We start from the raw sequence: 5910 nt of genomic DNA on the forward strand, positions 1-5910 counted from the left end.
CGACCTGGCGGAGTTTCGCGACGATCTCTTCCGGCTTGTGCTTTTTTTGGGGCATTCCTTTATCCTCCATCTGGCCCGAAAGCCTACTTCAGGGAGGACCACTTTTCAGGGGGCAGGCCAGACCCGGCTGATTGCGACCCGTTCCAAGCCGCTCTCTGCCGAGGCTGTGGCTGCGGCAGCGGCCTATGCCCAGGAGCGAGAGTTTCTGGATTTCCAAGGGAGATTGTGATGCGAAAGACCGTCACCAGTTTATGTCTTGGGGCCGGCCTGTGCGTGACCTCGACACTGGCAGTGCCGTCATCCGGTTATGCCCAGGGTGTGCCGACCATCGACACCCAGTCGATTGCCCAGCAGATCACCCAGATCAAGCGGATGCTCGAAGACTTCGGCATCCAGTCCGACATGCTGGATCAACTTGTTGATCAACTGGCGGAGCTGCAAAGGCAGACGGCGGAGCTGCAAGGGATCTATGCCGTGCTGACCGGCAAGGCCGATATTCAGGGCCTTCTCATGGGCGGCGGCCTCGACACGGTTCTTGATCCCAAGATGACCAGCATCCTGCAAGCCGCTGGATCGGCAAGCACGGGTGACTGGTCGGGCCTGTCCTCGAGCTATCGCACGGCAATCCAAACCTCTGCCAAATCGACCATGACCAGGGCAGGGCTCGATCCTGCTCGCGTCGCGACCATGGGCAAGAGCGGCAGCGTGGCGGAAAAGCGGGCGGCGACACAGGCCACGACAGGGGCATTGGTGGCGGCGACCGCCGACACCGCGCAGCGCGAAACTTCTGTCAGCCTTCAGCGCCTCGAAACGCTCGTGGCCGATATCCCGGAGCAGACCGGCATCAAGGAGGCGATTGATCTCAACACCCGGATGATGGGCGAGGCGGTCAAGGAGCTGATCCTGAACAACCAGCTTCTTGCCATGCAGAGCTATGGGATGGGCATGTCGGATGTGTCGCAGGCGAGTGCCTGGGCGCAGGAACAGGAAATGCTCGACTTTCAAATCCCGGACCTGAGGTAAGGCCCGATGTTTGATCTCGGGAAAAACAGATGGGCGAAAGCCCAAGCCGCACCCGTCGCTCCGAAGATGGTCAGCAAGACGGAGGAAGAGCTGATCTATGGCGAACGCCGCCGTGGCGCGTTCTGGCAGAAGTTCGGGATGGTTGGGTGGGGCTTTGGCGCCTTCGGTTGCCTCATGGCAGCCGTTGTCGCGGCCAGCCACGAAACCCCGGCCCCGGTCCTCGTGCCCTTTGATCCATCGAGCGGCATGGCGCTGCCGATGGCGAACCTGCAGGCCATATCCCTCGATCACCGGGATGCGGTCGTCCAGTCGCTTGTCCATTCCTATGTGCGCGACCGCGAGACCTTCAACCAGCTCGACAATGATGTGCGGGTTCGTTCGGTCATCGACCGTTCATCCGGCGCGGCCTTGGCCTCGATGCGCAGCCTCTGGTCCTCTGAAAACCCCGACTACCCGGAACGGAAATACGGAGCCCGCGCCCGCATGGATGTGGAGATCCTGTCGGTCACGCTGATCACCGAAGATCGCGCCCAGGTCCGGCTGCGCAAGCGCCTGGTCGATGATGCGGGCATCACCGAGGGCCTCTTCAGCGCCACCCTGGCCTTCCGCTACGAGACCACTGAAGCCCGGCCTCTTGATGAGGTTTGGACGAACCCCTTTGGCTTCAGTGTCTACGAATATGCCATCACCTCTGACCGGCTGGAGGCCCAATGAAACTCGCTCTTGGTTTTGTTGCAGCCCTGGCTGCTGCCAGCACGGGTGTCTCCGCAGCTTGGGCGGAAGTCACGCCCCGGGCCGGACATCTCGATGCGCGGGTCCGCTATGCCCAGTGGGTCGATGGTCAGGTCTACCGCATCCAGACGCAGATGGGTCGGGTCACGTCCGTGGAGTTCGGCCCGGATGAACAGATCACCTCTGTCATTGCGGGTGATACCGTCAGCTTCAACTTTGACGCGGTGCCGGGCGGCAGTGCCTTCGTGATGAAGCCCACGACCAGTGGGGCTGCCACCAATATCAACGTCTATACCAACAAGCGGCAGTATTACTTCGAGGCCTCGGAGACGCCCGCTGCGCAGTTCTCGGTGGTCCGCTTCACCTATCCGCGCGCCTCGGGGGGCACGACGCCTACAAACCGGCAGATCGCCCGTGGACCTGCCAACCATGACTATGGCGGAAACGTGGTGAACGGCACGACGCCCACGCAGGTCTGGGATGACGGAGCCTTCACCTACTTCAAGTTCCGCCGCAATGGTGAGCTGCCCGCGATCTTCAAGGTCACGGCCGGTCAGGAGGTGACGGTCAATTCGCAGACCATGCCTGACGGCGTGGTGCGGGTGACAGGCATAAGCCCGTTCTGGGTGCTGCGCCTGGGGTCCGTCGAGTCCACCGTGGGGATGATGAAAGCCGTAAGGTTGGTGAAGTGAGCGAGGGGGCAAACAACGATCTGCGCCAGCGGCTCGCCTCCCTGAATGGTTCCGCCGGGACAAAGGGAACCGGGCGGGCCAGTAAGCCCGGTGCGGCCAAGCTGGCCCTGGCTCTCGGCGGCGCTGCCGTTCTGGCCGGTGCCGTCTATGTCTATAGCCAGCCGGAAGGCGAGACGCTCCTTCCCGTCAGGCAGGCCCAGGAGTTCCAGCCGGAAGGAAGCGGCTTCGGTGACATGGACCGGCCTCCGCGCGAGGAACCCGCGCCCGAACCTGCGGCCGTGGTGGAGGCTGCGCCGGCCCCGGCTCCGGCCCCCGACAGTTCGGAGGTCATCAAGCTGATCCAAGGTCTGCAAACGCAGGTCGATGCCTTGTTCAGGCCCGCACCCGAGCGTGATGCTCCCGCACCTGACGGCGATAGCGAGGCCCTTGCCACGATGCGCGATGAGTTGGAGCAGCTTCGCCAGCAAGCGGAAGACCGAGAGCGCGAGCTGCAGAACATGCTGAGCGACCGCGATCTGCAGATTGCTGGCCTGAACAATGAGATGGACATGCTGCGCTTGCAAGGCGGTGCGGGCTTTGTGCCGGGCGGCGACGATGATCTCTTGGCGCAGCGGCGGCAGGCGCCGGAAGGAGCCGCCGCGCTGGAACAGCAGCGCCTGCAATCGGCGATGATTGCGATCGGCGGCGGCGATGGCCCCGGAGGGGCCATTGCGGAGGCCGCAGGCTTTGGTGATGCGGCCGCCGCACAGCAGGCAGCGGAGCTCAGCGACGACGCCGCCTTTGTGCGCAATGCCGGACGCCAGGTGCAGGTGCAGCGTGCAGACATCATCGTCAACCCGGCCAACACCGTCACGCAGGGCACGATGATCCAGGCCGTTCTGGAAACCGCCATCGACTCGACGCTTGAAGGACCCATCCGGGGCGTCGTGACAACCGATGTGGTCAGCTATGACGGCTCGCGCATCCTCATTCCGCGCGGCTCCAAACTGATCGGCAGCTATTCGGCGGATGTGGAGACCGGGCAAAACCGGCTTCTGGTGGCTTGGGAACGGATCATCATGCCGGACAATCAGTCGGTGCAGATCAGTTCCTTCGGCGGTGACGCGCTTGGCCGCTCGGGCACGAGCGGCAAGGTCAACAGCCACTTCTTCAAGCGGTTCGGCGCGGCAGCGCTGATTTCCACGATCTCGGCCATTCCTTCGCTTCTGGAAGATGAAGACAGCGGCGGGGGCGTGACGATCTCGACGGGCGGCTCGAATGCTGCCACGGGCGTGTCGGATGCTCTTGGCGGCGCAACGGACGCGGCCATTGGGAAATACATCTCGATCCCCCCGACGATCACCGTGGCCCAGGGCACCCGTGTCACGGTGATGGTGGACCGCGACCTGGAGATATTCTGAGCATGGATGACATGAGCCACGGCAGCTATCTCGATGAAGCCTTGGCGGCGATTGGACCTGTCATCGACAGCCCTGCCCTTGTGGAAATCGCCATCAACCCGGACGGGCGCATCTGGTCCCTCCAGCATGGCGATTCGGCCATGCAGCCGGTCGAACGCACAGCCATGACCGCCATGGAGATCGACGATCTCGGCCGACGCATCGCCAGTGCCGGGCGGCTGACCATCGGCAGGGATGCCCTGATTATCTCCACCTCCGTGACCTACAAGGGGCGGCCCATCCGCGCCCAGGTGGTCACGGCCCCCGCAGTCTCGACGGGCGCGGCAATCTCGCTGCGCTTCTTCTCCACCCTGCCTCTCGACGAGATCACCGTCAAATACCTCCATGGCCGGGAATATTCGGTGGACGCGGCCCGCTCCGACATGAAGCGTGAGCTGAAGGAACTGGCGGCCTCGGGCCAGATCGACGCGGCCATGGCCTTCATCGTCGCGCACAAGATGAACGCCCTGATCGCGGGGGCGACAGACAGCGGAAAGACGGTCTTTGCCCGCAAGATGCTGTCCTATGTCCCGGACAGTGAGCGGCTGATCACCATCGAGGACGCGGCCGAGCTGGTGCCTGCGCAACCCAATGTCGTGACGCTGATCGCCGACCGCGACAGCCGGACCCGCTCGCCGGATGTTCTTCTGACGTCCTCTTTGCGAATGCGCCCGGACCGTCTGGTCGTGGGCGAGGTGCGCGGCAAGGAGGCCATGACCTTTATCGAGGCCATCAACACCGGCCACGGTGGTTCGATGACGACGATCCATGCCGAGACGCCGAAGCTGGCCTTGGCAAAGCTTGCCATCATGGCGCTGAAGGCGGACCTGCCGCTGACCTACACGGCCACGCTGCGCTACATCGGCAGCTCCATCGACGTGGTGATCCAGACCGGCCGTGCCGGCGGGGATCGTGGCGTTCTCGAATTCTACATTCCTGACAACGGCGACGAAGGAGAAACGCCCCATGTTTGACCGCAACTCGATGCTGTGTGGTGCAGCGGCGGCAGCCGTTGGCATGAGTGCCGGGGCAATGGTGATGACCAATATGGTTCGGGCTGATCCCCCGCCTGTTCCGGACTTGGGAAAAATGGCGGAAGCGGTCCAGGCTGAGCGGGACGTCTTGGACTTCACGGTGCCGGACCTGTCTGAACCTGAAACCGGCGCAGAGATATCGCGGCATGGCTGCGCCATGCCCGCGCTGCCGCAATGGGCAGATGATCTGCCTCCCACAGAGGCGCGGCGATCCCTGCTCCTGAAAGATCTATATAATATCGGTCGTCAGCAGGCGATCATCGAGACGAATTCCTGCCCTTGTGAGATCGAGTTTCCGTCCTGGGAGGAGGCCGAACGGCAGTATCAGGAGCTGACGGCTGACAAGGATCGCGACGACATCTTTGAGTTGGCAGGTCAGGTTGGCCGGGAAGCAGGCAAGACCCTGAAAGCGTCGCTGGACATCTGCAAAGCGTGGCGAGGGCGCTGACATGTCCGCTGTCCAGCTCATCGTGGATTCAGCGGAGTCCTTCCTGACCAATGCCGCCCGGTCGACATTCCTGGGACTGGTGGAAGCCTCTGGAACCCTCGTCGGCTATATGGCGGTTCTCGCCGTGGCTCTGGTCGGCATCAACATGATGCTGCAACTGCGTCCCATGACCTGGGGCCACGCTTTGAGCCTGATGATCAAGCTGGCCATGATCGGCATCTTCGCCTGGAACTGGAACCAGTTCTGGGCTGTGGCGGGCGGTATTCTAAAGGCCATTGAGGCCACGGCTGGTGGCATTCTGGCCTCGAGCGGAAATGGCCTGAGCGGGCCGACGATCACCGATGGCTTCGCCTCTGCCATCGATCAGATGATGGACAAGTTCACAGTCGCGGCTACGAACATTGCTGCGGAAATGTGTGGGTTGTCAACGGCGGTGCAAAACCCGGCCACGCGGCGGCGTAAAATCAGGCCAGGTGACGATGGCCGGCGCCATGGCGCGCGCGCTTACCATAGAGCTGGCGCGTGCCATGGCGCATTGGCCC

General features: G+C 63.1%; 8 protein-coding genes. All 8 read left to right on the forward strand.

Annotated features, from left to right (window positions below):
• Positions 1 to 229: hypothetical protein (locus tag OC184_RS19285; protein WP_265508781.1), on the forward strand; the 229-nt coding region annotated here is incomplete at its 5' end.
• Positions 229 to 1023, forward strand: a complete 795-nt coding sequence (locus OC184_RS19290; RefSeq protein WP_265508783.1) for a type IV secretion system protein — start codon at positions 229 to 231, stop codon at positions 1021 to 1023. The genes OC184_RS19285 and OC184_RS19290, both read left to right, overlap by 1 nt.
• Positions 1024 to 1089: 66 nt before the next feature.
• Positions 1090 to 1737, forward strand: a complete 648-nt coding sequence (locus OC184_RS19295; protein ID WP_265508784.1) for a virB8 family protein — start codon at positions 1090 to 1092, stop codon at positions 1735 to 1737.
• Positions 1734 to 2447, forward strand: coding sequence for a TrbG/VirB9 family P-type conjugative transfer protein (locus OC184_RS19300; RefSeq protein WP_265508785.1), 714 nt, complete (start codon positions 1734 to 1736; stop codon positions 2445 to 2447). Before OC184_RS19295 ends, OC184_RS19300 begins: the two co-directional genes overlap by 4 nt.
• On the forward strand, positions 2444 to 3847 hold the full coding sequence (locus OC184_RS19305) for a TrbI/VirB10 family protein (protein WP_265508787.1): 1404 nt from the start codon (positions 2444 to 2446) through the stop codon (positions 3845 to 3847). The genes OC184_RS19300 and OC184_RS19305 overlap by 4 nt, the downstream gene beginning before the upstream one ends.
• Before the next feature lie 11 nt (positions 3848 to 3858).
• Positions 3859 to 4860 (forward strand): ATPase, T2SS/T4P/T4SS family, encoded by a 1002-nt coding sequence (locus OC184_RS19310; RefSeq protein ID WP_265508789.1) that lies wholly within the window; start codon positions 3859 to 3861, stop codon positions 4858 to 4860.
• The gene (locus OC184_RS19315) at positions 4853 to 5368 is read left to right on the forward strand and encodes a hypothetical protein (RefSeq protein ID WP_265508790.1); all 516 of its coding nucleotides are present in this window, start codon (positions 4853 to 4855) and stop codon (positions 5366 to 5368) included. The genes OC184_RS19310 and OC184_RS19315 overlap by 8 nt, the downstream gene beginning before the upstream one ends.
• 1 nt (position 5369) lies before the next feature.
• Positions 5370 to 5910 (forward strand): type IV secretion system protein (locus tag OC184_RS19320; RefSeq protein WP_265508791.1); only part of this gene is annotated, 541 nt, incomplete at its 3' end.

The organism is Paracoccus rhizosphaerae, assembly GCF_026162645.1.
GTDB lineage: Bacteria > Pseudomonadota > Alphaproteobacteria > Rhodobacterales > Rhodobacteraceae > Paracoccus > Paracoccus rhizosphaerae.